The organism is Bradyrhizobium sp. UFLA05-89 (genome assembly GCF_059803475.1).
Genome location: NZ_JBANBA010000078.1, coordinates 18,621 through 45,203, shown reverse-complemented (window position 1 = coordinate 45,203; position 26,583 = coordinate 18,621). Strand labels below are relative to the sequence as shown.

Annotated in this window: 19 protein-coding genes and 2 pseudogenes; 6 read left to right on the top strand and 15 right to left on the bottom strand. The window is 58.4% G+C overall.

Features of this window, described 5'->3' with window-relative positions; genetic code table 11:
• Positions 1–785: 785 nt before the first annotated feature.
• From SO139_RS31415 to SO139_RS31395, 5 genes and pseudogenes are all read left to right on the top strand, one after another.
• Positions 786–1,079: pseudogene (locus SO139_RS31415) on the top strand (IS66 family transposase); the annotation flags it as partial.
• Positions 1,080–1,513: 434 nt separating this feature from the next.
• Positions 1,514–1,868, top strand: a pseudogene (locus SO139_RS31410) (autoinducer binding domain-containing protein); the annotation flags it as partial.
• Between the two features lie 36 nt (positions 1,869–1,904).
• Positions 1,905–2,168, top strand: a complete 264-nt coding sequence (locus SO139_RS31405) for a helix-turn-helix domain-containing protein (RefSeq protein WP_498541147.1) — start codon at positions 1,905–1,907, stop codon at positions 2,166–2,168.
• A 78-nt stretch (positions 2,169–2,246) separates the two neighbouring features.
• Positions 2,247–3,071 carry an acyl-homoserine-lactone synthase gene (locus tag SO139_RS31400; RefSeq protein WP_498541144.1) on the top strand — a complete coding sequence of 275 codons (825 nt, stop codon included), beginning with the start codon at positions 2,247–2,249 and terminating at the stop codon, positions 3,069–3,071.
• Between the two features lie 203 nt (positions 3,072–3,274).
• Complete coding sequence (locus SO139_RS31395) at positions 3,275–4,231, top strand: LysR family transcriptional regulator (RefSeq protein ID WP_498541143.1); 957 nt, start codon at positions 3,275–3,277, stop codon at positions 4,229–4,231.
• On the opposite strand, the gene SO139_RS31390 is transcribed toward SO139_RS31395, so the two are convergent.
• The 13 genes from SO139_RS31390 to SO139_RS31330 form a co-directional block, all read right to left on the bottom strand.
• Complete coding sequence (locus tag SO139_RS31390; protein ID WP_498541142.1) at positions 4,207–4,446, bottom strand: DUF2274 domain-containing protein; 240 nt, start codon at positions 4,444–4,446, stop codon at positions 4,207–4,209. The two genes, SO139_RS31395 and SO139_RS31390, sit on opposite strands and share 25 nt — an antisense overlap.
• The gene (locus SO139_RS31385) at positions 4,412–5,650 is read right to left on the bottom strand and encodes a TraB/TrbI/VirB10 family type IV secretion system protein (protein ID WP_498541141.1); all 1,239 of its coding nucleotides are present in this window, start codon (positions 5,648–5,650) and stop codon (positions 4,412–4,414) included. The genes SO139_RS31390 and SO139_RS31385 overlap by 35 nt, the downstream gene beginning before the upstream one ends.
• Entirely contained in the window at positions 5,647–6,621 is a 975-nt protein-coding gene (gene trbG / locus SO139_RS31380) for a P-type conjugative transfer protein TrbG (protein ID WP_498541146.1), read from the bottom strand. Before trbG ends, SO139_RS31385 begins: the two co-directional genes overlap by 4 nt.
• Positions 6,621–7,304, bottom strand: coding sequence for a conjugal transfer protein TrbF (gene trbF, locus SO139_RS31375; protein ID WP_498541140.1), 684 nt, complete (start codon positions 7,302–7,304; stop codon positions 6,621–6,623). Before trbF ends, trbG begins: the two co-directional genes overlap by 1 nt.
• A gap of 77 nt (positions 7,305–7,381) precedes the next feature.
• Positions 7,382–8,623: a P-type conjugative transfer protein TrbL gene (trbL, locus tag SO139_RS31370; RefSeq protein WP_498541139.1), complete on the bottom strand. Its 1,242-nt coding sequence runs from the start codon at positions 8,621–8,623 to the stop codon at positions 7,382–7,384.
• A gap of 3 nt (positions 8,624–8,626) precedes the next feature.
• Positions 8,627–9,010 (bottom strand): putative entry exclusion protein TrbK-alt, encoded by a 384-nt coding sequence (trbK-alt, locus tag SO139_RS31365; RefSeq protein ID WP_498541138.1) that lies wholly within the window; start codon positions 9,008–9,010, stop codon positions 8,627–8,629.
• A complete protein-coding gene (gene trbJ / locus SO139_RS31360; protein WP_498541137.1) occupies positions 9,010–9,744 on the bottom strand; it encodes a P-type conjugative transfer protein TrbJ in 735 nt (244 codons plus the stop codon). Before trbJ ends, trbK-alt begins: the two co-directional genes overlap by 1 nt.
• A complete protein-coding gene (gene trbE / locus SO139_RS31355; protein ID WP_498541136.1) occupies positions 9,744–12,182 on the bottom strand; it encodes a conjugal transfer protein TrbE in 2,439 nt (812 codons plus the stop codon). Before trbE ends, trbJ begins: the two co-directional genes overlap by 1 nt.
• An 8-nt stretch (positions 12,183–12,190) precedes the next feature.
• Entirely contained in the window at positions 12,191–12,451 is a 261-nt protein-coding gene (locus SO139_RS31350) for a VirB3 family type IV secretion system protein (RefSeq protein WP_498541135.1), read from the bottom strand.
• The gene (locus SO139_RS31345; protein WP_498541134.1) at positions 12,451–12,777 is read right to left on the bottom strand and encodes a TrbC/VirB2 family type IV secretion system protein; all 327 of its coding nucleotides are present in this window, start codon (positions 12,775–12,777) and stop codon (positions 12,451–12,453) included. Before SO139_RS31345 ends, SO139_RS31350 begins: the two co-directional genes overlap by 1 nt.
• The gene (gene trbB, locus SO139_RS31340; protein ID WP_498541133.1) at positions 12,774–13,742 is read right to left on the bottom strand and encodes a P-type conjugative transfer ATPase TrbB; all 969 of its coding nucleotides are present in this window, start codon (positions 13,740–13,742) and stop codon (positions 12,774–12,776) included. Before trbB ends, SO139_RS31345 begins: the two co-directional genes overlap by 4 nt.
• A gap of 201 nt (positions 13,743–13,943) precedes the next feature.
• On the bottom strand, positions 13,944–15,245 hold the full coding sequence (locus SO139_RS31335; RefSeq protein ID WP_498541145.1) for an MFS transporter: 1,302 nt from the start codon (positions 15,243–15,245) through the stop codon (positions 13,944–13,946).
• A 106-nt stretch (positions 15,246–15,351) separates the two neighbouring features.
• Positions 15,352–16,005: a ribbon-helix-helix domain-containing protein gene (locus SO139_RS31330; protein WP_498541132.1), complete on the bottom strand. Its 654-nt coding sequence runs from the start codon at positions 16,003–16,005 to the stop codon at positions 15,352–15,354.
• Between the two features lie 758 nt (positions 16,006–16,763).
• Between SO139_RS31330 and SO139_RS31325 the strand changes: the two genes are divergently transcribed.
• A complete protein-coding gene (locus SO139_RS31325) occupies positions 16,764–20,840 on the top strand; it encodes an NACHT domain-containing protein (RefSeq protein ID WP_498541131.1) in 4,077 nt (1,358 codons plus the stop codon).
• Between the two features lie 1,731 nt (positions 20,841–22,571).
• Here SO139_RS31325 and SO139_RS31320 read toward each other — a convergent pair.
• Positions 22,572–22,835 (bottom strand): hypothetical protein, encoded by a 264-nt coding sequence (locus tag SO139_RS31320; RefSeq protein ID WP_498541130.1) that lies wholly within the window; start codon positions 22,833–22,835, stop codon positions 22,572–22,574.
• A 704-nt stretch (positions 22,836–23,539) separates the two neighbouring features.
• Entirely contained in the window at positions 23,540–25,342 is a 1,803-nt protein-coding gene (locus tag SO139_RS31315) for an ABC transporter ATP-binding protein (protein ID WP_498541129.1), read from the bottom strand.
• Positions 25,343–26,583: the final 1,241 nt, after the last annotated feature.

Below are 26,583 nucleotides of genomic sequence, written 5' to 3'. Positions count from 1 at the left end.
GACCTTGACGTTGTAATCGACCACCCGCTTTACCGGCACTAAGACCTTCATCGATCCTCTTTCACTTGAATTCTTGATCGGGTTATCATGCTTTGATTGAGGAAAATCGTGGGGATCGCAACCAAGAAGGCCGATTTTGCGCACGAGAGACCGTTGGCACGCAGCAAATCGCCTATGTTCGTCTAACGGTGTGCCTTTGAATTTCAGACCCCCGCGCAGCAGCCGAGGCTAGCGCGCTGTCGCTGTCTTCGTGCCTAGTTATATTGGTGAAATAAGGATCGCGGCCGCGACACTTGGTTCACCTGCGATTGAAGCGGCTAGCTCTGCCGCAATTATATATTATGGCTCCTTTATGATAATGAGGACGCGCCCCCAATGAGCCTCTTAAGCACCTCGTGGGCTTGCAGCTGACTAGACATCAAATGGATGATAGTCCGGCGCAGAATAAGGATCCCGAAAGCCCGCTTGCGACGCAAGAAAGCGGGACCCGCAACATCAGCGGCAACTACTCGAAGTGCCCATCTGGCTCAGGGTGGCAAGCGCGAAGCGATCACCAAGCCGCCGGCTCCCTCGCATCCGATTGCGCGCGGGCGTGTAGGGCCAAGCCGCTGGACGGCCTGTACCTGCCGCTTAATCGTCAGAGCGACGTCTACCAGCGTGAAGCCATCGAGCTCGACGTATCGACGCTTGCGGACCTGGTGGCCGCCGCGGCGGCAACCCTGATGTCTCTGCCGGCGAGCGCGAGATCAAGACGGTCTTACTGCGCAGCAGCGTTTGCGGGTGTGCGCCAGGAGCGTAGCCGCCCTCTGATCGTCGAGTTGGAGGCGTGGTTGCGCGAGCAGCGCGCCAAGCTCTCCAGGAGCAACGTTACGGCCAAGGCAATCGATCACTGCCTCAGCCGCTGGGACGCATTTACCCGCTTCCTTGATGAGGAAGGCCTTGCATATCGAACAATGCTGCCGAGCACGAGCCACGCGCGGTCGCCGTGGGCCGAAGAAATTGGACCTTCGCTGGCTCAAATGACGGCGGCCAGGAGTGCGGCGGCGATCTACCCCCTGATCGATACCGCCAAGCTGCATTTCGACGGACGATGAGCTCCCATTGGGGCATTGACAATAGCCTCAGCGCATCTCAGGGCCGGAGTTCAACAAATTAAGCGCAACAACGCAGAATAGATCACCATCATTGGAACAAGTCGGAATAACAGCTATACTAAAAAACTGAACCCGAGCGCGAAACTATACCGCACGATTCCTTGGCCTCGGGCAAAGTGGTAATTGCGCCGATATTGCGCCAATGCGAAGGATCGCAAGAGAATACAAGACAGTATTGGACCGCCCAAGAATGATCTCCCGCTCGCCGGGACGATCCATCGACCGCGCATCTGGTCACGAACGTTCCGGACTCTTCGGTCCTACAAAACTGTTATCTCGCCCATCACCATGCATCGCATCTTTCAAAGATACATTGATCTTCTCTCGAGGGCCGAAATGCGGATGACTTTGCAGAGGCGATGGCAATCACCGCAAGCGAGCTTGATCTGTCTTGCTTCGCGTATCTTGCAATGCCGCAGCGGGCTGGCAAAAAGCCATTGATAATATCGACGTATCCGAACAACTGGGTCGCGCATTATGTGCGCAGCCACTACGAACGTCTGGACCCGATTACCACGCGCTCGTTGCAGAATACTGAACCATTTCAATGGGGTTTAGATGCCTTCGAGACCAATCTCTCCGACGCAACGAAGATTTCTCGAAGAAGCTAGCGAATTCGGAATTCGGCTTGGTTTTACCGTCCCAATTCACGATGAAGACGGCTCAGTTGCTGCTCTGACCTTTGCCGCTGACCAAAGGCGTCCGCAGTTCGAGAAGTGCATCGATCTGAATGCCCCTGTCCTTCAGCTGATGGCGAGATGCTTCCATTCGCAGGTGCGCCGCAAGCTCTTGCATCAACTGACGGTCGACGGAATCGTACTGTCTCCCCGCGAGGTCGAATGTTTGGAGTGGGTCGCAGAGGGCAAAAGCGTTTGGGAAATTGGACAGATCCTCGGCATATCCCACTATACCGTGGCTGATTACTTAAGGAGCGCGAGAGACAAGCTGGGAGTTCGTAAAGTCGTTCAGGCCGTCATGCGATTGGCCGCTGCCAAACGAGATAGGCAAGATTAAGACTCTGACCCCGCATAGTTATGGGGGATGATGTTGGCGGGCAACTCCTCCAGAGTCTGACCTCCTTTGGGAGGGGACATGATCCAGCTTTTCACGGAGACATCGCACAACGCGTTTTCCTGCACTTTAGCATCCATGCATAAGTTGCGCTATCGCGTTTTTAAGCAACGTTTGGAGTGGAGTGCTCAGAGCTGCGGCGATATGGAAATCGATGGGCTGCATCCGGCCCACCTGGTCCAAACGTCTCTCGAAGGCCATGTGGAAGGTTCGGTTCGCCTCTTGCCGACCATGGGGCCGACGATGGCGCGCGATACGTTCCCCATGGTTCTTGGGCGGCCCCCTGCTCCAGCAAACCCGTTGGTCTGGGAGAGCAGCCGGTTCGCAATTGATGCTTCTCCCCATGCTCCGAAAGGCGAGCACGGGCTGGCCAAGACGAGTTACGAGCTTTTCGCGGGGATGATCGAATTCGGACTGTCCAGACAACTGAACAACATCGTCAGGGTTACCGACGTTCGGATGGAGAGAATGCTGAAACGCGCGGGCTGGCCCCTCCCCGCATCGCCGCTCTCTGTAACATCAGAGACAGCCTCGCCGTGGCAAGACATCTCGAGATTTCTGCGGAGGCTCTTCAGAACGCACGCAACTCTGGCGGTCTTTCCGGGCCGGTTCTCCGGACACCGATTTTGTTGGAGACCGCCTGAGCACCCAGTCCTTGCGATCAATTTAAACTCGCCAAGTCATTTTCGTATCTCCCACACCCAAGAGCATCGCGTTGACCGAGAGCAAAGTCCTCGCGGCTCGCACGCCTTTCACATTGCCCCTCAGAAGATCGTGAGCCACGCATGGGTATCGCCGGAAGACGGAGCGTCATCGGTGCATGTGATCACCACAGCGAGCTCGTGAGTTGGAAGCCGAGAAATGGTTATGTCGACGTGGACTGACCGTCTACGCGGATCACCACACATCATGAGGCAAGCGCGCGACGAAGCCTTTCGTCCTCCTGATGATGATCTCACCGGTCGGTGATTGCCATTCACAATTGCAAATAGGTGCAATTGTCTACTCAGCCAACTTAGTTCAATTTTCCGGATTTCCGCGGTGCTGCAATGACGCGACACGCAAGCTTTGCCGGCCTAACGGCAGGAATTCGACGCCTTAAACTGGATCTCGGTCAACTTCAGTTGGCAGTTGCTGCAGCGGACTATGGAAGCTTTCGTCGAGCCGCCGACAGTCTTTCAATCACGCAATCAACGCTCAGTCGCTCTATACGGCTCCTGGAACATTCGCTTGGAGTAACCATTTTCGAGCGGTCGACCGTCGGAGTGAGGGCCACACCGGCCGGACACCATGTTCTGCGAACGGCCCGCTCCATCCTCGAACAGATGGATACGCTCGTCGCGAGGACGAAGACGGCCGGCCGCGGGGAATGCGGCCGCCTGGTCATCGGATTCTGCACGTCGCTTACCGCTGATCATTTACGTGCAATACTTCTCGAGTTCAAATCCCGATTTCCTAAGGTCGAGCTCGGAGCGGTCGAGCGATCCAGAACAGGATTGGTCACCGCGCTCCGCAATGGCATGGTTGACCTTTATGTCGCAGCAGGAGATCCAATCGGTATCGGCAGCAGAAACGCTGCCCTCTGGAGCGAGCGAGTCTTTGTTGCTCTCCCTCACGATCATCCCCTGGCTCTGCAGGATGGCATCTCATGGGTCGACTTGAAGAACCAGGTGATCTTGACGAGCCAATACGATGCGGGGCACGACCTCGAAGCATTGCTGAATGCAAAGCTCATCCCCTCGACAGAGGGGCCGTGGATCGAGTATCGCGATGTCAGCCGCGGAGAAATCAGGAATCTCGTCAGTATGGGCTTCGGCATCAGCCTCGTGCTGGAATCCGACGTGGACGCCAATGTTTCTGGTTTGGTCTATCGGGAATTGCGCGACGGCATAGGACCTTGCCGCATCGGCTTTTCCGCGGTCTGGCGCCATGACAACGACAATCCAGCCATGGCGAACTTCCTCAAATTGCTGGCCGATCGCTATCCTCCGCCGTCCACGGTGTGACGCCGCTTTCGCGCTTTTGCAAAGGCCCGGTCCGTCGCCATGAAGCGCGCCACCATCGGCGCTACTAGTTTGTTCGGGTCGCTGATCTTCAGGCCGGTTTCACGCGAGAGGATCTCAGCATATAAAATCAGATCCCGATGCACGGCACCAGGCAAGTCGATGGCGATCCGAACAGGCTTGTCATCTGCAATCGCTCCAATCTTTAGTCTGGTCATTTCGTCCTCTGTATGGTTCGAGCACGAGATCCCGATTGACGATGACCCTCACCGGAAATCCCGGCCGGATGGTCAAAGTCGGCTGAATATTGAGGTTACGCCGGACCACCTGTTGTCCGGCCTGATTGAGGGAATCCCCTGCGCCACGACGTAGCGCCGCAATGATGTCACTGTTGGAGCTACTGGCGTCTGCCCCAGAGTTCACCTCTGTCCCAACGGCGAGTAGTGTCGATAGTGCCGCTGCGCCCAAGAGCTCCCTCCAATGGTTGTCGACCTCGTCCTCGAGGCCAGCGTATCCGGCTACGTCCGCTCCCGCCTGTCGCTCGAGCACGATGGAACGTCCATTGGGCATGATCAGGCGCGTCCATACAAGAAGCACGCGCGACTGCCCGAACGCGACTTGGCTGTCGTAGGTCCCGATCAGGCGCGCGCCCTGGGGGATCAGGCGCGCCCGACCCGTTGGAGTGTCGAAGACGTTCTCGGTCACCTGTGCCGTGATCTGGCCGGGCAGATCGGACCTGATCCCGGTGATGAGAGCAGCCGGAATGACGGTGCCTGCCTGGACCACGAAGGGAGATGCCGGCTTCACCAGGCGATCTGGGCTCGTCATTCGGCGATCTACTGCCGCATTGACGAACGCAAGCTTGCGATCCTGTCCGTTCTGCGCGAAGGCTTCATCGGAAGACGTCGTCGTGCTGCCTAACGTCTCGCCGGAGGAAGTTGTTGCGGCCGGCGGGCGAACGTTGGTCGAGGCGAAGACCTTGCTGGTGCGCGCGGCCTCAGTTTCCTGATTGAGGCGCTGCTGCTCGGCGTCGGCCGCAAGCGAGCCAGATTGCGCTGAGTTTTGAGCCGCGAGGATCGGTCGACCGAGATCGCCGGGCAAGGGTGGTCCGAGCCGCGGCACGTCGTGAGGTATTCCTGCGTAGTCCTTTGGCAGGGTCGAAAGTTGGTCGGCAACGTTATGGTGGTCGGTCGAATAGAGCTCTTCAGAGGTGGGGTTGCGCTTTTCAGTTCTCTGCAAAGCCCAAAAGGCCGCACCGGAGATAGCCGCCAGAGCCAAAGCGATGCCAACAAGGAGCGCCTTGCGGGAGAGGCGCGTTACTCGCGGCCGTTCAGGTCGCAGCCGCAATGATTGCGCGATGTTCTCTTGTGTATTCGCTCGGGCCGGCTCGCGAGCGGCCTGATCTCCTCCAGTATCGCTCATAGCGGCCTCCCGTCGCTTCTTGCGATACGGACTTTCTGCTGGCCCTCACCGCCCAGCCGCAATTCGGCCGCCGCGAACAGCCGATCGACGATGAGGACATTACCGTAGACACGGTAGTTGACGATCTCGCTCTTGCCGTCCGGTCCAACGACGAATAACGGGGGCATCTCACCCTGAGTGATCCCTAGGGAGAATTCGATGTAGACCTTGCGCCCATCGTCATAGGCGTTGACCGGCCGCCAGGGCGGGTTGTCTCCGCCAATCGTATAGCGATAGCGGCGCTCGGCCGGATTCGGAATGTACGGCGTGGCAGCCACAGTTTGACCAGGAGCGATTCGAGCTTTGGGATAAAACCAGGCAACCGAAGGCATGTAGGGCTTTTCGCGAGAGCGGAGCTCGATCAGATAGGTGCGGCGGTCAGTGTTGACGACGAGATTGGTCGTGATCGCGGCGCGCGTTGGCTTGACCATGATGTGGACGCGACGCGTATCGCCGCCGCCACTTTCGGTATCACCCACCACCCAACGCACGGTATCGCCGGCGGCCACCGGACCTGAGCCGATCAGCTGTTCACCCGGCTCGAGCGCAATGTCGGTGATCTGTCCGGGCGCTGCATAGATCTGGTAAAGCGCGCCCGGACTATAGGGAAACACTTGCACCGCATTGAAATACCCGGCCTTGCGAGGTTCGACCCGCGCAGCATCATTGGCAGTCTCGATCCGCTCGACCGGTTCCTTGGCTTCAGCCTTCTTGCCGCCGCGCGCCGGCGTCCAGGCCGGCGGGACGTGAAGCGGTTTTGGACGGTCATCGCCCAGTGCCGGCAGATCGGGAGCCGGCGGGATCTCCTCATCGTAGCTGATCTGCGGCGGCTTGAACGTGGTGCAGCCACCAAGGATACATAGGCTAAGCAGGAGCACGGACAGGGCGGCTTGTCGGACGCACTGGAGTGTCGGTACGAGAACTTGAGGCATCACGATCCGAACTCCTTCGACCAGTTGATCGCGTTGACGTAAATGCCGAGGGGATTCTTGCGCAGCCGCTCGATATCGCGGGGCGGTTCAATGATGATGGTGAGGATCGCGCTCCAGCGCTCGGTCGCCGCCAACTGCCCGTTGTCGTAGTGCCGCTCGGTCCAGGTCAAGCGGAAGCTGTCCAGCGAGGCTCGTATGACGCTCGAGACTTCGACGGCAACTTGCGTTTTCCCGACCTTGGCGAAGGGATCATTGTTGCGGGCATAGTCATTCAGCGCGCCAGCACCACGGTCGGTGGTGAAGTCATACGCACGCAGCCAATCCTGGCGCAGTACGATGGCATCCAGCGGAAGACCGCGCACATACTCGATGAAACGCGCCAAATGAAAGGCAATCTGCGGATCGCTCACCTGGTAGGCAGCATTGGCCGGCGCGACGGTTCTTGCCTCGCCGAGACGATCAACTTCAACGACCCAGGGCGTAATCGTGCCCTGTGCGGACTGCCAAACGAGGGCACCGGCAAATCCTGCGGACAAGAACAGACATCCAAATGCCATCAGTCGCCAATTTCTGGCCTGCACCCGCGCCGAGCCAATGCGGTCGTCCCACACTTGGGCTGCCCTCTGATAGGGCGTGACCGGCGCGGGCGTACGGCCATAGTGAACGGCCGATCGTTTGAACATGAAGTGATCTCCCTGAAACTAAACGTGCCGCCTTGAGTGCCGCCGGCCGGAAAGGATGGAAGAGGTCGCTGCCATCGTTAGTCTTTCTCCCTGAGATCGACCGATGCGCCACCACTTCCGTGATCGCCGGCACGAACCGCATTTGTCGCGGCTGTCGCGCCCTGGTGAATGGCCTGTGCGCGCTTTGCGCGGCGCGCCCAGGCGGGCACGCTCTCAGATGTTGTGCCTGACGCATCCTCGTTACGCACATCGCTAGCCGCGCCGCCGCTTGCGCCAAGGCGAGCAGCGAGGAAACGCAAAGGACTTGCAGCGGCAGAGGCGCCGGCTTGCGCAACACCGGCCAGACCTCCCGCGCGAAAAGCACTAGAGGTTCCGCTCGCGATGGCAGCCCCGCCTCTTGCCGCAGTGCCGATGGCGCCACCCGCAAGTCCAACTCCACCTGCAGCAAGTCCGGCTGCGGCGGCAACCACTCCTCCTGCGGCGAGGCCCGTACCGGCGGCGGCCCCAGCACCAAGCTGCGGACCGCCGGAAACGATGCCGTTGGCAATTCCGGGACCGAAAATCCCGAGCCCCAGCAGCGACAATGCCGCAAGGACCAGCGCCATCGCATCCTCGACCGTCGGCTGGTTGCCTCCGAAGCCAGAGGTGAACTGCCCAAACAGCGTCGATCCGATGCCGACGATGACCGCGAGCACCAGGACCTTGACCCCGGACGAGATGACGTTGCCGAGCACTCGCTCGGCGGCGAACGCCGTCTTTCCAAACAGCCCAAATGGGATCAGCACAAAACCGGCAAGCGTCGTCAGCTTGAACTCGATCAGGGTGACGAACAGCTGGATCGCCAAGATGAAGAAGGCGAGGAGGACCACGATCCAAGCGAACAGCAGGACCGTGATCTGAACGAAGTTTTCGAAGAAGCTGACATAGCCCATCAGCCCCGAGATCGATTCAAGGATCGGCCGCCCGGCGTCGAGGCCGACCTGAGCGATCTTTCCTGGCCTTAAAAAATCCGCCGATGACAGGCCGGTCCCAGACGCTTTCAGTCCAAGACCGGCGAAGCTCTCGAACACGATCCGAGCCAAACTGTTCCAATTGCCGATCAGGTACGCGAAGACACCGACAAAAAGCGTTTTTCGGACAAGGCGGGCGATGATCTCCTCATCAGCGCCCCAGGACCAGAACAGGCCGGCGAGCGTGATGTCGATTGCAGCGAGCGCCGTCGCGACATATCCGACTTCACCCCCGACCAGCCCGAATCCGGAGTCGATGTAGCGGGTGAAAGTCTCCAGGAATTGGTCGATGACGCCAGTACCGCCCATCGCTCACTCGTCATCGTTGGGAATGGTGGGATAGCCGGAGGGCAGACGGCTCTCGTCCTTGCCACGCAAAGGCGATGATCCGTCTGGATTAGTTTCGCTAATACGAGCCCCGGAGGATCCGCGGCCAAAGCCTAAGAACTCACGGCGCTTCTCGGCCCAGAGCTTTCGGCACGCGAGCAGAGCATCTATTTGCTCATATTGGACCGTCCGGCATTGCTCGAGCTTTGCGGCGACCGGGTCCGAGTCCTCTTTCGCAATCGACGCTGCGGACTGAGCCTGATCTTGATCCTGGTCGCCGTGCAGCCGGATCGCGCAAGCCACAACAACGAGGACAGCAAGCGTCGCGGCCAATACCGTCGGGAGTCTTTCAAGTCTGTTCTTCGGCATCAGTGGAACATCTCCACTGTTGTGGATTGGTAGCCCCGCCCCTGGTTGAGGAAGCGCCTAAGCTGCTCCCTGCCCTGATCCTGGGCGGCCGCGCGCTGTGCCTGCTCCAAAGTCTGAGCACGCCCCTGTGCGGCAATTGCCGCCGTGAGATCTGCGAGCTGCTGGCTTTGAAGTGCGAGCAGCTGATTGCCGGCCTGGCTCGCCTGCAGCGCACCGGTAGCGCCCTGGCTCGCACCCACGAGAGCCGACATCTGGGTACGGTTGGTGTCGAGATTGCCGACTACCGTCGCTTGCACGCGCATGGCGTCCTGCAAGGCGGCAACAGCGTTCTGCCAGCGTGTTTGCGCATTCACGATCAGCGCCTGATCGGACTGGCCGCCAGAAGCCGGTGCGTAGGTGGATGCGAAGGCGCGATCGATCTGCCCGACATCATAGGCAATACGCTGGGCCTGGCCGAGCAATTGCTGGGTACGCTGGATCGATTGTTCAAGCTGCTGCAAAGAGGAATACGGCAGGCTGGCCAGGTTTTTTGCCTGGTTGATCAGCATCATCGACTGATTTTGCAACGATGCGATCTGGTTGTTGATCTGCTGCAATTCGCGCGCGGCGGTCAGCACGTTCTGCGCGTAATTGTTGGGATCGAACACGATCCACTGAGCCGTCGCCTCTCGTGGCACTTGGACCCCAGCAGCCGCGATCAAGCCCACTGCTATTAGCTGAGCTAATCGTCTCATCAGAGGCTCCCCGTCTTTGCAAGTTGCGGAACGAGGTCGCAGGCCCAGGCGAGCTCGCGCGCCTTGAGCCAACGCGTCACGAAATTCTCCCGGCCATGCTCGGCCAGGACACTGTCGATCAGGGCTTGGTCGGCCTTCGAGGAGTTGGCTGTGAATGCGAGCGCGACCTCACCTAAGCCAAGCTCGAACAGGCGATTGCCCCGACGAGACTGGCAGTAGTAGTCCCGCTTCGGTGTCGCGCGGGCCAGGATCTCGATCTGCCGATCGTTAAGCCCAAAGCGGCGGTAAATTGCCGTGATCTGCGGCTCAATAGCGCGGTCGTTAGGCAGCAGGATGCGGGTCGGACAGCTTTCGATAATCGCCGGCGCAATGGCCGAGCCGTCGATATCGGCAAGCGACTGGGTTGCAAAGACAACGGAGGCGTTCTTCTTGCGAAGCGTCTTTAGCCATTCGCGCAGTTGCCCGGCAAAATGGGCATCATCGAGCGCGAGCCAGCCCTCATCAATGATGAGAAGGGTCGGTCGGCCATCAAACCGCTCCTCAATCCGGTGAAACAGATAGGAAAGGACAGCAGGAGCAGCCGCAGTCCCGATCAACCCATCGGTCTCAAACACCTGGACTGAGGAGCCACCGAGGTGCTCGCTTTCCGCATCGAGCAGGCGATCATATGGACCGCCCAGACAATAAGGCTGCAGCGCGCGCTTTAGAATATTGGACTGAAGAAGCACCGATAGCCCTGTAAGGGTGCGCTCAGGAGCAGGAGCCGAAGCCAAGGAATTGAGCGCGGACCATATGTGCTCTCTGACCTCAGGCGTGAGCTCGATCCGTTCGCGGGCGAGAATCGAGGCAATCCATTCGGCCGCCCAGCCGCGTTCGGAGACTTCATTAATCTTTGCGAGCGGCTGCAGCGCAACGACATCGGAGGATTCTCCGGCGACCGCGCCACCAAGATCATGCCAGTCACCGCCCATTGCGATGGCCGCGGCCCGGATCGAGGCGCCAAAGTCGAAGGCAAAGATCTGTGCCCCGGGGTAGCGACGGAACTGCAAGGCCATCAGCGCCAGGAGGACGGACTTGCCGGCGCCGGTCGGCCCTATAATAAGAGTGTGCCCGACATCGCCAACGTGCAGGGTAAACCGGAACAGCGTCGACCCCTCCGTCTTGCCAAAGAACAGAGGCGGCGCCTTGAAGTGATGGTCCCTCACCTCCCCGGCCCACACGGCTGATAGCGGGATCATATGGGCCAGGTTAAGGGTCGAAATCGGCGGCTGGCGGACATTGGCATAGACGTGTCCGGGCAGGCTGCCGAGCCAGGCCTCGACTGCGTTGACGGTCTCGATCATGCAGGTGAAGTCGCGCCCCTGGATGACCTTTTCGACCAACCGCAACTTTTCGTCGGCTACGCGCGGATTGGTATCCCACACGGTAACAGTCGCGGTGACAAAGGCTTCTCCGATCTGGTCCGAGCCCAATTCCTGGAGGGCGGCATCGGCATCAATCGCCTTGTTGCTCGCATCAGTATCAAGGAGAGCTGAGGCCTCGTTGGTCATCACCTCTTTGAGGATCGCCGCGATCGACTTGCGCTTGGCAAACCACTGACGGCGGATTTTTGTGAGAAGCCTTGCCGCGTCAGCCTTGTCGAGCATGATGGCCCGGGTCGACCAGCGATATGGGAAGGCCAAGCGGTTGAGATCATCGAGGATCCCCGGCGCCGTCGCAGTTGGAAATCCGACCACGGTCAGAACACGGATGTGGGCGTTCCCCAGCGCCGGCTCGAGCCCGCCTGTTAGCGGCTGATCGGCGAGCAAGGCATCGAGATACATGGGAATCTCGGGCACTCGGACCCGATGCCGTTTGGTCGAAATGGTGGAGTGCAGGTAGGTCAGCGTGGCCTCGTCATCGAGCCAGCCGCATTCCGGCATGAACCCCTCGACGAGCTGAAGCACGCGATTGGTACGATCGAGAAAGCCGCTCAGCACTTCCTTCGCATCTGCACCAGCCGTCCGATGACCGCCCTCATAGAGCAGCCGTTCTGCGACCGCGGCGCTCTCGGCCGGCGGCAGGTAAAGCAAGGTCAGATAGTAGCTCGACTCGTAGTGGGCGCCCTCCTCTTCGAACTGGGCCTTTCGCTCGGCATCGACGAGGGCGGACGCCACATCAGGAAAGGTGTTGGGAGGGTAGGCACCTGCGGCATGGCGCTGCGCCTCGACGAACACCGACCAGCCGGAGCCGAGGCGGCGCAGGGCATTGTTCAACCGGCCGGCAACGGCAACAAGCTCGGCCGGCACGGCACTGTCGAGATCTGGTCCGCGAAATCTTGCCGTCCGCTGAAACGATCCATCCTTGTTAAGGATCACCCCTTCATCGACGAGCGCCGCCCAGGGCAGAAAGTCTGCAAGACGCGTGTTTGAGCGCTGGTATTCGCTAAGATTCATCATGGGACAATTCACGTGTTGAGGTGACCGGGAATGCGGACGTGACGGCGCCCGACTTCGACGAAATCGGGATCGCGCCTGGCGGCCCAGACGGCAGCCATATGGCCGATGAACCAGATCAGCAGACCCGCGATCCAGAGCCGCAAGCCCAGGCCAAGCGCCGCCGCCAGAGTGCCATTGAGAATCGCGACCGACCGCGGCGCACCACCCATCAGGATCGGTTCCGTCAAGGCGCGATGGACGGGTGCGACAAAACCTGGAACTTCATCCATCAGATCACCACTCCGCCGCCGAAGGAGAAGAACGACAGGAAGAAGCTCGAGGCGGCAAAGGCGATCGACAAACCGAACACGATCTGCACCAGCCGCCGAAATCCGCCCGACGTGTCGCCAAATGCCAGCGACAGCCCGGTCACAATGATGATGATGACTGCAAGGATCTTGGCGACCGGCCCCTCAACCGATTGCAGGATCTGATTGAGCGGCTGCTCCCACGGCATGTTCGAGCCAGCGGCCCGGGCGGGAAGCGCACTGCTCGAAGTAAAGACAAATGCCGCGGTCGCACTGATCCCCGCATTGCGAGGCGCTCGAGAACTCATGGTTGATCTCCTATTGCTGAAAGACAGTAGTCGCCGGAGGATCCGAGCCCCGAGACGCGAGCAAGCTCGGCCAGGCGGCGATCGGCGCCGCGGCCAACAAGCACTGCGATGATGTTGATCGTTTCCGCAATGAGCGCGCGTGGGACCGTGACCACAGCCTCCTGGATGAGTTGCTCAAGCCGGCGCAACGAACCAAGTGCAGTGCCGGCATGAATGGTCCCAATGCCGCCGGGGTGGCCCGTCCCCCACGCCTTGAGGAGATCAAGAGCTTCGGCCCCACGCACCTCGCCAATCGGAATACGATCGGGCCGGAGGCGCAGCGAGGCGCGGACAAGATCGGATAGCGAGATCACACCGTCCCGGGTGCGCAACGCGACGAGATTCGGCGCCTTACACTGAAGTTCTCGTGTATCTTCAATGAGAACCACGCGGTCCGACGTCTTGGCGACCTCAGCGAGAAGCGCATTTGTCAGAGTGGTTTTCCCGGTGGAGGTACCGCCAGCGACCAGGATGTTGAGGCGAGCGGCGACGGCAGTTCGAAGAGCCCCAGCCTGCTCGGCGGTCATAGTCCCGGCAGCGACATAGTCGTTTAGGGTGAATACAGCTACGGCCGGCTTGCGGATCGCGAATGCCGGGGCGGCAACGACGGGCGGCAGCAGTCCTTCAAATCGCTCCCCGGTCTCCGGCAGCTCGGCGGAAACGCGCGGCGCACCCGCATGAACCTCGGCACCGACGTGGTGAGCGACCAGCCGAATGATCCGTTCTCCGTCAGGAGCAGACAGGCCTTCGCCGGTCTCGGTCAGGCCGCTCGACAGCCGATCGATCCACAGCCGACCGTCCGGGTTGAGCATCACCTCGACAATCGAGGGATCTTCTAAAAAGCGTGCGATTGCGGGGCCAAGCGCAGTGCGCAGCATACGTGCTCCGCGCGAGATCACCTCCGGCTGAAACGGCTGGATTGTCATCGATGTCCCAAGAGCTGAGGCACCCCAAGCGGCCTCAGATGGGTATGATTAGAAAAGCAGATCCTTCATTGGCGCAACGAGCGGAGCGGGGTGATCGTAGGTTGGCGTAGGAAAAGAAAGATCGAACCAGAACGTCTGGACGCGCAGAGTTGTTGATGATCTACGCGATTAAGCGAGGTGTGGCAGCGCATGCGGCTCGCACTACCATTCCTCGTCCTCAGGCTCGAGTACGCCGGCCTCTTCTGACGTCATGGATGGCTCAACGGCGCCTCTATTTATATCGGAATCGCGCAGAAAGAATTTGGCGAGCCGTCTGCTCAAGTCACCAAACCATGGGATCATGAACCAGCCTAGCGCCAGAACTTGCACCGCAACGGCGGATGCGAACGCAACCTGGTAAGCAATGATCGGATAGTTGCCGTCCTGAACGGGCCATTGGTCAAGGATGAGTCCGGTCCCATATTGGACGATGAAACACCAGCCGAAGTGAAGGACATTCAAACCGGCATTTGCTCTGCCGGTGAGCTCTCTTGGGAAATATTCCGCTACGATCGCATAGCTGAGGACCGTCGCTGCGCCGACAATCGAGATGACGATCCATGGCAATAGCGATGGCAATGGCACCCGCAAGATCAATGCAAGCTCAGCCCCCACAAACAGCGCTGTCACTGCCGCGAACAGAGCTTCCGACCCTATCCCACGTCGGCGTAGCCGATCAGCCAACGTACCAAGTAGCAACGCGCCGCCGCTGATCCCGAGTGCCATGATGAAGAGATGCGTGATCGAGGATTCGCGGCTGAGCCCTTCGACGTTTGTCATCCAAGGTGCTGCCCACAAGGCCTGCAAGGACCAGGCTGACCCAATACAGCCTGCCGAAAGCGGCGCTATCCGCCAGAAACGCCGATCTCTGTAGATCGCACTTAGTTTTATGGCGGTCGGCTGGATCACCTGTGGTCGTGCGGCCTCAGGAACCATCCAAAAGATGAGGAGGGCCGAAGCGAAGGTCGCAAGAGCCAAGAGCTCAAACAACCCACGCCAGCCCGTATATTCCAACAGCCACTGGGCTGGCGTTGTTGCAGTCACCGCACCCAGCGCACCGAGCATCATCATGTAGCCATTGACCAGGGCAATACGTTCCCTTGGAAACCAGGTGACAATGGCCTTCAGCCCAGCCATGGCTGCAGCCGAGACACCGATGCCGATCATCGCACGCGCGACCAGAAGCTCCAGAAATCCTGTGGACGCTCCAAACAGAGCTGCGCCGCCGCCGGCAATCATGAGGAGTACGCTCTGGACCCGACGTGGACCAAAACGATCCAGCAGTGTCCCGATCGGAATCTGGACGCCTGCGAAGACCAGGAAATAGACCGATGTCAACAGGCCAAGATTGGCAGCATCGAGGCCCAGATCAGCTGAGAGCTGTCCCGAGATCAGCGTGTTGATGGTGCGGAACAGATAGGAAAGGTAATAGCCGGCGACGAAAGGAAGAAAAACGCAGCCGATTAGGCGCCAAGTCGGAAGTCGGCGGCTGCCATCGGATTGCGATGGATAGAGTTTGGATGGGCCGTTCGCCGCCTCTTGTGTGCGGATTCCGCGATCATCGGCCGGTTTAGCAGAACGCGTTTGGCAGATTGTGAAAGTTACGGTTGCTGCCGCCCTCCTCGGCGGCAGCGCTGACGTCGGCAGTTGCGTCTAGAGTGGTGGCTGCGGGGCGCTCCTGGGCAGAATCCGCAGATACTGGCGAAACATTGTCGGCCGCATGACCGAAAGTATTGGCGGCATTGATTTGATCGACCGTCTCTCGCAGTAAGGGCCGGTTCGAGCGCACGCGCCGGTCGACCTGTTCGGCCAGCGCCTTGAATCGCACTTGGCCGAGTGCACACGCTTCACGCTGCTGTGATTGCGGCATGGGAGGTGTGACCGTGAGGTGATAGCGGGCGTGCAGTGCAACCGTCTCGGCGATGATACGGACGTCATTGTCCAGACGTTCAAGTTGCCCGTTTATCCGATCGAGCGCCTCATGAATGAGACCTTCGATCGGCGGCGCTGGATCAAGAAAGCGTTCAAGAGCGGCCTCCACGACCATGCTCTTGCCAACTCCGGGCCGACCCGTTGCAACTTCGAGACGGCGGAAAATTTGTTCGGAAAGCTGGACGCTGACCTTTCTCGTTACGGCAGGGTTTTGCTCCCCCGTCCCCTCGGTAGTATCGACTTGTTGCAAATTTGGCTCGTTCGCTTCGTCGAGCGCTGTTTCGAAGCTCATGCCCGGCTCCTCCCTGGTTGCGCACCGGCGCGAGCGCCTGAGTACGCGCCGCGCGAAATCGGTTACAAATGACGGTGATTGCACCAACCGAAGACAGGACGACACAAAGGGCAGGCCGACCGCTCCTTCAACCGCGGGAATATCGGCGGCGTAGTCTGGCGTGGCGAAAGAAAGGACTGGCGAGGTTGATCAGGCGAGGCGCGAGTTGTCTGGTCCTTCGCGGCTCCGCGCCCGAGCTGGCCTCCTTCGCCGAACTCTGCATTTTGGTCTTTCGCCTCGGCTGCCGGGCCGTATTTGGCAAAGCCGGGCGAGAGAGGCCGCGCCTTGTTAGAAATCGTGACGTGATGCTCCGGCCATTCGAGCCGCCGCGTCAACCGATCAAAGCGCCGGCCGAGCGCCGCCTCCATCAGCTCCGAATTTTCTGGCGACGAGAACCGTGGACAGCGCCGTCTCTACGAAGGCCGAAGCGCTGCACCATCCTCCGGGTCCGCCTCTGGTTCTCTGTTCCGCGTCGAAGAGCTCGGAGCACCGAACCTAGCATGGGCGCCCTGAGTATGATTTCCGGGCTGAACTTCCGCGCCAAACTCTAAAAGTTCGCCCGATGTATGCACAGGGATAAAAAGTTGGCTGATTTTCTTCTTCACGGGCAGATAAGTTTCTTGGATTGCCATTTATAAACGTAAAGCGCGACACGACGACACCTGCTCATCATCGGCGTCTTCAGAATCGCCTACAATCATGAGCGCGAAGAGAGACTGATGCTCGGGGGAACAATGTCTTACGATTTTAACCGTTTTTCGCCGCAATCATTTGAGCGCTTTGCCCAGGCCTTGGTGACCAAGAAAATGGGGCCGGGAGTTTCTGTGTTTGGAGCCGGCCCCGACGGAGCTCGCGAAGCTAGCTTCCACGGATTGCTTCCTGTCTCAACGCACGGCGCTCGGTGGAACGGGTATGTGATCGCCCAGGCAAAATACAAGAGCATATCAAAGGGCGGCCTCGGGGACGCTGCATGGCTGCAAAGAGAGCTGTCTGCTGATCTGGACAAATTTCTCGACACCAAACGAAACCTCAGAAAACCTGAATATTATATCGTCATCACGAATGTAGTTTTGTCCTCAATCGACTCTGGCTCCTCAGGTCGGAAAGGCGGTCAAGAGAAAATTGAACATCTGTTTGAGTCCTACAAAGCGAAGCTTGGGCTCCGCGGATGGTTGGTGTGGCACGCTGATTTGCTTTCGGCCATGTTGGACGCAGACCAAGAGATTCGAACGCGGTACTCGGCTTGGGTGACGGAGGGTGATGTTTTTGCCTCTGCTCTCTCATTCTTCAAACGGCCTAGCGTTACATCTGTCGTTTCCCTAGCGCTTCGGCGCGATCTCCGTAAGGATCGCGACGTTCGCCGCAAGGATGCCGGGCAGATCACGAACAACAGGATCTATCTAGAAGATGTCTTCGTTGATCTTCCATTGGAGCCTCAAGGCTTTACACGTCATCACCGCTCAGATGCCGACGAGGATGATGCCAGTTGTTCAGAGATCGATGAAATGGCAGCTCGAGGATCGGCAGAAATGGCTGAGCATCTTTCGGCACGCTCGACTGGCGTGGTAGCGCAACTCATTGAAAGGAGCGCCGACAAGCTGGATCCGGAAAGCCTAGGAATCCGAAAACGCACCTCTGATCCTGCTCGCAATCGGATTGTCCTGCTAGGCGGGCCGGGTCAAGGAAAATCAACAGTCGCTCAGTTCTTAGCCCAGGTATTTCGTGCTCGGGTCTCAATTGAAGCGCTTCGCAACGAGCCGCCCGATGCTGCCTTAGAGGCTGCAGAAGCAATTCTTTCGCGCGCACAGCAGGAAGGCATAAACCTTCATGGTCCAGCACGCTTTCCGGTCCATATTGAACTACCGAAATTTGCCGACGCAATCAAACTCGCTGCAGACCGTGATGAAAAGCTGAGCTTGTTGCGACACTGTAGCAATTTACTCGGAAGAGAGTCGGATCACGCGCTAAATCCCGAAGATTTGCGAAGCTGGCTGGCTGAATACCCGTGGCTCATGATTCTTGACGGTCTCGATGAAGTACCAGCAACTGGCAATCGGTCCGAGGTCGTCCTTGCCGTCAACGAGTTCCTCGATGAGGTACATCTGGCACGAGGAGACGTGTTAATCGTAGTAACAACTCGTCCACAAGGCTACGGAGACGACTTCCCTCGCCGCCATTGGGAACATTGGTCGATGGCAAATCTCGCTCCGTTTGACGCCATGCGGTTTGCTACGCGGCTCGCTGACGTGCTCCTATCGGATGGCAGCCGCCGAGATGAAATCCTTGCAGAGCTTAAGCGAGCAAGCGAAGACCCAGCCACCGCACCAATTCTAATTAGCCCCTTACAAGTTTCGATACTCTTCAGTCTTGTCGAGACTCGCGGAGGCGTTCCCGCAGATCGATGGTCTCTCTTTCAGAGACACTATGTTCTCTTGCGGGATCGCGAAGCCGCCAAGGAAGGCGAGACAGCAAAGTTGCTGCGGGACTACGCATCTCAGATCGATCAAATTCACTACGACACTGGTTTCCTACTTCACGTTCGGGCAGAAGCGTCGGGAACAGCTCATGCGTTTTTGAGTGAGAAGGAGTTCGATTTGCTGATCGATCGCCAACTCGCGTCAGAGGGTCACAGCCGGGAAAGCATAAGAGAGGTAAAGCGCCGCCTCGTCACGATCGCGACAGATAGATTAGTTTTGCTAGGAAGCAAGACAGGCGGTCAAATAACATTTGACGTTCGATCTATGCAAGAATTTATGGCAGCAGCTCGCATAATGGCGAGTCCTGAAGCGGCAATTGTCGACCGGCTTAGCGAAATTTCAGCTCGGACGCACTGGCGGCACGTATTTCGAATAGCGGCAAGTAAAGTTTTCGCAATAACCGATCTAACCCATCTGCGACGACAAATAGTTCACATTTGCGATGCTCTTGATAAGGGCGACCTCGGCCCAAGCGATATGACGTCTCTTTCCGGCGCGAGGTTGGCACTTGACCTTTTGAATGACAATGTAGCTGTACGTCTACCGGACATGCGCCGCGCGCTCGTTACACGGGCGATGGATTTTCTAATCCTTGGAACAAGAACAAAAAATACGAGTTTAGTGCAATTCCTAGACGATGATACAAAGCAAACGTTCGAAGCTAAGCTCGTCGAGCATCTGAGCCATGGGAACTCTGCTCGTTCTGGAGCCGCATTCACGCTCCTCTTTCAGATTACCAATCGAAGCACCCGGTTCGCCTCATGGGCTGCGCGTCTCTTACTGACGTCGTGGCCGTCAGATCCAGTTGAGGTTCTTCGACTTCTCGAAGAGAGTGATGAGTTTCCTAAGCTGCCAGAGCTGAGACACAAGGTCTTCGAGGCGCAGATCGCGGCATCGCCGAGAGTATCGATCAACTTAATCGCTCGGACGGAAGGCCCGGAACCATACAGCGATAGTGAACTGTTTGACCTAACGCCGGCTTTCAACTGGCTGGGGCACTTCTTTGATGACGAAAGCAAGGAAGACGCCATCCGCGTGACCACTCCTGACGGGGAAAGCATATTCACCTCGTCAATCCGCTTAGTTTCAACGTGCACTGACCTAGGGATTCCTTACTGGCTCAAAGACAGTCCAAAATGGGCGACATTGTTGAGGGTCGCCGAGTTCATGACCAATCCCAACAAGGACCAGCTTGCCGCGGTATGCCGGGGAGTGTCAGGCAGGGAGGAAATCGATTGGTTGCGGGAATTATCACTGACGTGGCCTCTCGAGCTTGTTCTCCGGAGCGTATCCAATTGCACTGATCTAAAAATAGCCGCTGATTGCATCGAACGTTGCTCACTTGGAGATGTCGACGATTGGATTCAAATAGAACAGCACTGGGTGGCCAACGGCGTGGACTACTCTTCTGTGAAGACTTGGGCGCGCGCCTCAGTTGACCAATTCAAACTCTTAGATTCGCCGGACATACGGCGTCGCTCGTCAATGCTGGAAGGTGGCGTGTCCGAGCACGTTATTCGGGCGATAGTCGACCTATTCGATTCATCAAACTCAATAGAGAAGTCAAGATGGCTCAGCCAGAGACTTCTTTTCTTACTTCGTCGAAGAACTATTCCAAAAAAATTGGAGCATTTGATCTTCAAGCGTCTTCTGAGTGACAAGGGCATTGAATGCATGGCGGATAATCAGTTTGTGAGTGTCGCGCGATTAGCGGTTGGCTACGACACCTACGGCCCTTCCATCTTGAAGAAACTGAACAGTATCGGATTCGGCTCAGGACTTATCGTCTCGATGGATGGAGGATCTCAAGTCCTTATGGACGCCTTCCTTAGGGATAGAGATTTGAGGGGCTTGCTGGCCTTTTTCGTCCCGGTGGCAAGGGGCAGCTTCACAAGACAAGCAGCGGAACGACTGGAGCAAATTCCGGTCGATGCCCTCATGCCTCAACCTTGCGACACCCCTATGATCGCGTCAGCCTTAGCGATTATAAGGATAGTAAGGGGGCTTGAGCCTACTGAGGCTATGTCTCGAACTCTAAGCAATCTGATCGAGACGCTCCACGTTCGGCCATATCGTGTCGTTCAATTTGCAAGAATCGTTCATGATACCTCTTCGCTTTCGAATGATAGGTCGATTGCGATTTTGACTATGCTGTGCGAAAGTTTGATGGCGAGCAAGCATCCGTTCACGAGAGACGTGGTCGAAGTATTGAAATCCAAACTCGACGCTCGCCCATCCAAGTTCGACGACTCATCTGTTACCGACAGGTTGGCTTTGCCTTCGCTAGGTTGGCTTGAGCATGCTTACGATGGTGAATAAGCGCGACGCAATCGGTCACAAAGGGCGGACGACCACTGCTTTCAATCACGGGAAGATCGGCAGCGTAGTCCGGCCTGGCGCAAACGGAACAGCGAGTACGTGGGATAGGAGTTTCGGGCCTTCGATCCAGCTGCACGTCCGAGCTAACTTCCTTTGCCAGACGCTGCTCTTTGCGCCAAGCGTCGACTCACGGTTCGACCAATGCCTCGGACCGCCCGCGTATTTCGTTTGCGCCGCCTGTTATGCTCAATCCGAAAAAGGGAGCCTCGCCATGAGCCAGAACCGGACAAACAGCGGCGTCAGCTGATTGGAAATCAGACGCGCCGTTCGAACTGCTGGGTCAGCAAGTCTAACCGGCGGCCGAGCCCTGCTTCTCATTCCGCTCCGAATAGTGGGTTATCAGCGGGCATCTCTGGATGCCGCCGGACATCAAACGATTAAGTGGCGTCGTCCCACGAATTTTCGCTGGCCGAACTGCGACCACAGTGCATGTGGTTTAATGAGAGCCGGCGAATCGAAGGGCTCAGTCGCGAAAAGAAAAAGCGGCCGCCCAAAAGGGGGCGACCGGAGGCCGTTCGTCGCGGGAGGAGGAATACGGCAAACGAGTTCAACAGAGAGCGCGTCGGCATCTTCCCAATCAACTCAAGCTGGCCGCAGCCGCGTCGATTGCGAGAACGAGGCATAGCTCAGCCGCGGTCCAACGCGCACCTGCCGTTCGCCGAGGATCTGCTCGCCGCACTTGGCGTCGTGATATAGACGCGCATTCAGCTTAGTGAAATGGAGGCACTTTAGCCAATCGAACTCCGCTAGAATGCGTGCGGCGGTTTACGATGTGGTTGATCGCCAGCCAGAAGGCCATGGCGGGAGTTTCCGCGCCACAGCCGCGGGTGACCTAAGCTAGGCGACTGCAATGCTCGCAGCGCGGTCGCCCCGCAGTGCCGGGGGCGAGGTATTGCCGTTCGATGTTGTTGCCCTCCGTGCACTTGTCGTTATCGTGATAGACATTTTTCGTGTTAGGTTTCTTCGAATGAAACGGTGGTACTTTAGCCACAATAAGACTCCCCTAAAGGGCGCGCCGAATCAGCGCGCGCGTATTTGCCTGTGCACAGTAACCACGTATCGATATTGATTAATGCAATGCTTCCCGCATTGGCGCTGAAATTCCGCGTCGAACGCTTTTTTTTGAGGGATTTTCGCCAGCTGTGACTTTCAGGAGGTCATTCAGCCCTGACTAGGAACTCTTTGATATCGCGAGGAACACGATTTGCCCTCTTCGCGTGTGCCCCCGGCGGCGCCTCCGATATGCGCCTCGGCCTGGACGTGCTGCACTTTCCTACCAATGATTGGTCGATCAGATTGTGCTGATAGTGGGAGACAGCGATTTCGTGCTCGCCGCGAAATTGGCTCGGAGAGAGAGAGAGTATCGATATTATCATCGACCCGCTCGGCCAATAGTTGCACGACCACCCGTTTGAGCACACCGACGGCGTTCGAACACCGCAGAGAAGGCCAATGCGGAAGATATCTGCCGAGATGGCAGAATCGGGACGGCCTGCGATCGTCGAAGACGAGATCGACGTCGAGATTGAGGACGAGGACGCGTAGATCGTGCGAGGGACGACGGGGCCCAGCATCCCAACGCTGAGCTGATCGGGGCAGAAGCACGATGTCCCACACGGCCTAGTAGCGACGGTATCGGCCGCGCTCACTTATCATAAGAGCGTTCCGCATTCACTGCACCTTCGCTTCTGGTCGTGTGGATGGCCCGGTGAATTGTGAGGTATTCTGCTGAGATTTGGGCATTTGAAATTGTGCGACGAATTCGCCGATGGCAAGGACATGTTTACAATCAACAATGTTTTGATCCATCGCGGCAATCCGGTCGCCGGCGCGGTTTACGCGCCAGCTCTGCACCAGCTCTACGTTGGCGGTATCAACGCCTACAAGCTTGCCACGCGTGCCGATAACCGTGCGCTCTCCTCCAGCAAGATGCATTCGATAGCAGTGTGCCGGCCCCCGCCGCAAATGCTTCGCGTCATCGTCCGGCAACGAAGGGGTGGGTTGAACGCCACGCAACTTCCGAGCCCGCGAGTTCGCCCCTGAAAATTCCGTGCCGTGCCAAGGGCGAAGCAGGTGCCGTTCCCGTAGTTCTCCTCGCCGAACTGCGGCTGGAATGCATGTGGTTACGCGGTCCGCCAGATCGAAGGGCTCAGCCGCGGAAGGAAAAGAGGCCGCCCCAGATGGGGCGGCCAGTGAGCGTTCGTCGCGGGAGGAAGAATACGACGAACGACACAGCGCGTCAGCGCCTTGCCCAACCGACAATTAACGCGCATCTGTTTGGCGCTGCACAGTAGCCACTTGTCGATCTTGATTAATGCAATGGTTCGGATATCGACGCTGAATTTCGGCGCAGAATGCGTATTTTGACGGATTTTCACCCATGCTGGCGGCTATCGCGATCTTGCTTCCAGTCCAATGTCATCTTGGCTATGAGACGCCGTTCCCTGCGCTCTTCTTACGGTTTTCAAATTGATCGGCGATAGCGCCTCGTCCTTAGAGACCCTCAGCTTGCTTGCGGGCCGATGCTGTTTTTTGGCTTCAGCCGGGTTGAGCCCCTCTTGGCTGCGCCTCTCCCTTTGGCTGAACCTTCGAGTAGCTTCCCGGCTCAAGGGTCGAAGTTTCAGTGCCATCCCTATTCGCTAGCCTGCCGCAGAGATCCGGCCGACCTCGGTCGCTTGGCTCTCCAACAGCCGCCGATAGATTCCGCCGGGCCGCTTAGTCAGCGCGGCATGCGTGCCCTGCTCGGCGATGACACCATCGTCAAACACCAGAATGCGGTCGAGGCTGCGCACGGTCGACAGCCGATGTGCGATCACAATCGAGGTCCGGCCCTTCATCAGCCGCTCCATCGCTTCCTGAATAAGGGCTTCCGATTCGGAGTCGAGGCTTGAGGTTGCCTCGTCCAGAATGAGGACCGGCGCATCCGCCAGGAAGGCGCGCGCCAAGGCGATGCGCTGCCGCTCTCCGCCTGAAAGCTTGACGCCGCGTTCGCCGACCAGAGTGCCATAGCCCCTGCGCAGGCGCAGGATGAACTCGTGCGCATTGGCAAGCCGCGCCGCCCGCTCGATCGCTCCCATACCAGCTCCCGGCCGGCCATAGGCGATGTTCTCGGCAAGCGAGCGGTGGAACAAAATCGGCTCCTGCTGCACGACCGCTATCTGGCTGCGGAGCGATTGCTGTGTCGCTAGAGCGATGTCCTGACCGTCGATCAGAATGCGGCCGCCCGCGACATCATAGAGCCGCTGCACCAGCTTAACGAAGGTCGTTTTGCCGGAGCCGGAGCGGCCGACCAGACCAACCCGCTCTCCGGCGCGTAGATCAACTGTTAGCTTGTCATAGACGGGCTCCCGGTCACCGCCGTACCGGAAGGTCACGTGGTCGAATACGATTTCACCGCCGTCAATGGCGATCGGCCTCGCATCCGGCACGTCCGCGATCCCGATCGGCTCGCCATGGATGGCGACCAACTCCTCCATGTCGTCGACCGAGCGCTGGAGGTTGTTGATGTAAAACCCGACATCGCGCAGATACCCGTGGATCACGTAGTAGCTGGTCAGCACATAGGTGACGTCGCCCGGCGAGGCGAGCCCCGCCATCCACAGCAGCACCGAGCCGCCGATCACCGATGCCCGCAGACACAACAGGAGCGAGTGCTGAGACATGGCGGCGTAGTTGTAGCGTAGCCAGGTTCGCCGCAGCCGCATGCGCCAGCGGTCGATGGTGCGGGCGAGCCGAGCATCCTCGCGCGCTTCAGCGCCGAACGATTTTACTACCGCATTGCAGGTTAGCGCATCGGCCAGCGTGCCGCCGACCTTGGTGTCCCAGGCGTTAGAGACACGCGCTGCAGGCGCGATATAACGGACCGTGAATGTCAGCGTCACCGCGACAGAGATAGCCGTACCAATCGCGATCACGCCACCCAATGCAGGCCAATGCAGCCCGAGCAGGATCATCGAACCTACCAGTACCGTCAGGGACGGCAACAGGGACATCAGGATGGTACTGTTGAGCAGGTCGAGGGCCCACATGCCGCGCGTGATCTTCCGCACGCTCGAACCGGCGAAAGAGTTGGCGTGCCAATCGGTTGAGAACCGCTGGATGCGCATGAACGTATCGCGCGCCACGTCCGACATCGTCTGAAGCGTGAACGGAACGATTGCCTGCAGAGCAACGAGGCGCAGGATGACCGAAACCAGGCCAAGGGCGACGATGCCGCCGAAGGCAGCCAGCGCCGCATGTCGCGCTGCCTCGTTATAGGGGCCTAACGTCAATGCGTCGACCAGCTGGCCGGAGTAGACCGGCATGAATAGGTCTGCCGCCGTTGAGCCGAGGAAGCCAACAAGTACAAGGGCGGCGCGGTAGGGCTGAAGCAACCAACGGCGAAAAACGAAGGGAAGGACTGCCCGGATCGCGATAGGACGTTTGCCAGCTAGATCGATCATACCGCAATCCGGCCATTACTAGCGTACAAATCGGCTCCGTCTGAATTGCGCCCTGCATCGCAACGGCGCGATCGCGCACCGGCATTCGGTTGGCATTCCTTCTTCAAGCGAAGCGTTCGATGCCAACCGTCTGAGCCGCTCGGACCGGGCTCCATAGCTTTCCGCGGAAGCCTGGCGGTCTCCCGCGAGGGAGAACGCCTCTCCTCATTCGCCATTAGGGGCCTTAAGAACTCGCTCATTGGGACATCTGTGCGTGAGGACGACCTCTGCCTCGAAAGATTACGGTCGCCGCAATGCGATCTCGCACCACGACGACGCCCCGCTTGCTTTGTGAAGCTTCCGTGCAGCGTGAACGGTCGGCGACACAAAGAGCGTCCATCATGGTGTTCGAGGAAAAGAAAGGATTGCATTTCATGACAGCAGGCGGGGAGACAGCACACCCATCAGGTTCGGCGGGCGAGATTTAAGTTGGATCCCGAAGACGCGCGGGATGCTCATGCTGTGCCAGTGTCGGTCATCTCAATCAATTGCTAAGGCTGGTAGTTGACTTGGGCGCAAGGCGCCGCAAGGCCGATCCGTAGATAGCCCGTTACGTAAGTAACGAGTGGAAAAGTATCAAAATTGGCCTTTTGCCGGACATCGCTTCACGGCGAGCGACATCGGGTGCAAGCGCGATAGAGATCGACCAACTCACCAGTCTGCACACCTGACAACAGATCGGCCACACGGCGATCGAGACTTATTCCCGAAGCCAACTGCGCCGTTAACGGGTCGAGTGACCGTCAGGTCGGTTTGCCGGTCCAGCAGACGACTGCATGCCGGCCACGAAAGCCTTGCAAATAGACGCACCGATGCAACCCACCTAATCCACGTTCGCGAGCCACCGGAGCTGCCGCCGTGAGAATACCTTCGGTTATCAGAATATTGAGTGCGACCAGAATATTGAGACCAAGACCTCGGAAGCGTCACTATCCGCGATCTGAATGCGTTGCATCCAAAAAATCGATTTCACCAACCCACATTCTGCCGGGTAGGAAAAGTGCCAGCCATTGAGCAACAGGGTAGGTTTCCCGCCGCAAAAATTACGAGGAGTATGTCATTGTGGACGAGGCAACCCACTTGTAGGCGCAGCTTTCGGCGGCTCTGCACCAGCAGCTATATTGGTGGCAAGGTCGCCTGCAAGCTTGAAAAGCGATGTTCATGCCCTTCCGTTCAGACGGGCCGATCACGCTGCGCCGGTC

Coding starts and splice junctions, on each gene's coding strand:
- SO139_RS31405 (WP_498541147.1), top strand. CDS start 1,905: ATGGCGAGATGCTTCCATTCGCAGGTGCGCCGCAAGCTCTTGCATCAA.
- SO139_RS31400 (WP_498541144.1), top strand. CDS start 2,247: ATGATCCAGCTTTTCACGGAGACATCGCACAACGCGTTTTCCTGCACT.
- SO139_RS31395 (WP_498541143.1), top strand. CDS start 3,275: ATGACGCGACACGCAAGCTTTGCCGGCCTAACGGCAGGAATTCGACGC.
- SO139_RS31390 (WP_498541142.1), bottom strand. CDS start 4,446: ATGACCAGACTAAAGATTGGAGCGATTGCAGATGACAAGCCTGTTCGG.
- SO139_RS31385 (WP_498541141.1), bottom strand. CDS start 5,650: ATGAGCGATACTGGAGGAGATCAGGCCGCTCGCGAGCCGGCCCGAGCG.
- trbG (WP_498541146.1), bottom strand. CDS start 6,621: ATGCCTCAAGTTCTCGTACCGACACTCCAGTGCGTCCGACAAGCCGCC.
- trbF (WP_498541140.1), bottom strand. CDS start 7,304: ATGTTCAAACGATCGGCCGTTCACTATGGCCGTACGCCCGCGCCGGTC.
- trbL (WP_498541139.1), bottom strand. CDS start 8,623: ATGGGCGGTACTGGCGTCATCGACCAATTCCTGGAGACTTTCACCCGC.
- trbK-alt (WP_498541138.1), bottom strand. CDS start 9,010: ATGCCGAAGAACAGACTTGAAAGACTCCCGACGGTATTGGCCGCGACG.
- trbJ (WP_498541137.1), bottom strand. CDS start 9,744: ATGAGACGATTAGCTCAGCTAATAGCAGTGGGCTTGATCGCGGCTGCT.
- trbE (WP_498541136.1), bottom strand. CDS start 12,182: ATGATGAATCTTAGCGAATACCAGCGCTCAAACACGCGTCTTGCAGAC.
- SO139_RS31350 (WP_498541135.1), bottom strand. CDS start 12,451: ATGGATGAAGTTCCAGGTTTTGTCGCACCCGTCCATCGCGCCTTGACG.
- SO139_RS31345 (WP_498541134.1), bottom strand. CDS start 12,777: ATGAGTTCTCGAGCGCCTCGCAATGCGGGGATCAGTGCGACCGCGGCA.
- trbB (WP_498541133.1), bottom strand. CDS start 13,742: ATGACAATCCAGCCGTTTCAGCCGGAGGTGATCTCGCGCGGAGCACGT.
- SO139_RS31330 (WP_498541132.1), bottom strand. CDS start 16,005: ATGAGCTTCGAAACAGCGCTCGACGAAGCGAACGAGCCAAATTTGCAA.
- SO139_RS31325 (WP_498541131.1), top strand. CDS start 16,764: ATGCTCGGGGGAACAATGTCTTACGATTTTAACCGTTTTTCGCCGCAA.
- SO139_RS31320 (WP_498541130.1), bottom strand. CDS start 22,835: ATGCATCTTGCTGGAGGAGAGCGCACGGTTATCGGCACGCGTGGCAAG.
- SO139_RS31315 (WP_498541129.1), bottom strand. CDS start 25,342: ATGATCGATCTAGCTGGCAAACGTCCTATCGCGATCCGGGCAGTCCTT.